The organism is Solimonas marina (assembly GCF_012241385.1).
Taxonomy (GTDB): domain Bacteria; phylum Pseudomonadota; class Gammaproteobacteria; order Nevskiales; family Nevskiaceae; genus Solimonas; species Solimonas marina.
In genome coordinates, this window is record NZ_JAAVXB010000033.1 from 1 (window position 1) to 1078 (window position 1078).

A 1078-nucleotide genomic window follows, 5' to 3' on the forward strand; every position below is an offset into this window, starting at 1 on the left:
TGGTCGCGGCTTGCGCCGCTTGTGTCTGAGGGAGGGGGTAGAGTTGAGGTGGAGAGCGATGTGCGGCACACCGACAGGCCGCAGTGTTCGAGCACGTGTAGGAGCCAGGGTGGCCGCACATCGACCTCACGAGATAGCCCGAACAGTTGAACGAGCACGAGCTCGAACTTCACAAGCGTGGGCAGACGTGAGGCGGCTCTCTCCGGCCCCTAGTCTACGAAAATCCCATGCCCCTCTGGATCGGTATCGACGTCTCCAAGGCCACGCTGGCCGTCTGCGTGTTGCCACAGGCACAGCACATCACGTTCCCCAACACGCCCGAGGGCCATGCGCAGCTGCTGGCCCTGCTCGATGGCCAAACCGTGGGCAATGTCCTGCTGGAAGCCACCGGCGGCTACGAACGAGCGCTGATGCAAGCCCTGGCCGTGGCGGGGATCCCCGTCACCCGGATCAATCCCCGTCGCGCCCGTGCTTTTGCCGAAGCCATGGGCAAGACCGCCAAGACAGACCCGATCGACGCGGCGATGCTGGCGCGCATGGCCGAGCTGGTTTGTCACCCCAGTCCAGCCCCGGAGCCTGAACGCGAAGCCCTGCGCGAGCTGGTCCAGCGCCGCGAGCAGCTGGTTCAGCAGCGCGACGATGAGCGTCGCCGTCTGCATCAGGCCCGGCTCTCACAGGTTCGCGACGATCTCGACCAGCACATCCGCCATCTGCAGCAGTGCATCCGCCGGATTGATCAGGCGATTGCCCAGGCCCAGCGCCAGATTGACGAGCCCTTGTGCCGGCAACTTCAGGCCATCGACGGCATCGGCGCCGTCACCGCGGCCGGCCTGCTCGCCTATCTGCCCGAACTCGGCCGCCTGGATCGCCGTCAGATCGCTGCGCTGACCGGCCTGGCGCCCTACAACCTCGATAGTGGCCAGCAGGTCGGCAAACGCCGCATCCGCGGTGGGCGCGCACCGATTCGCCGGATCCTGTACATGGCCGCTTGGTCCGTCGTCCGATTGCAACCCGATTTCAACGCGCGCTATCGGCGCCTGCGTCACGCCGGAAAGTGCGCCAAAGTCGCCATCACGGC

Annotated in this window: 1 protein-coding gene; it reads left to right on the forward strand. The window is 66.2% G+C overall.

Annotated features, from left to right (window positions below; genetic code table 11):
• Positions 1-227: 227 nt before the first annotated feature.
• The coding region (locus G7Y82_RS21145) for an IS110 family RNA-guided transposase (RefSeq protein WP_168150123.1) at positions 228-1078 on the forward strand (851 nt) is incomplete at its 3' end.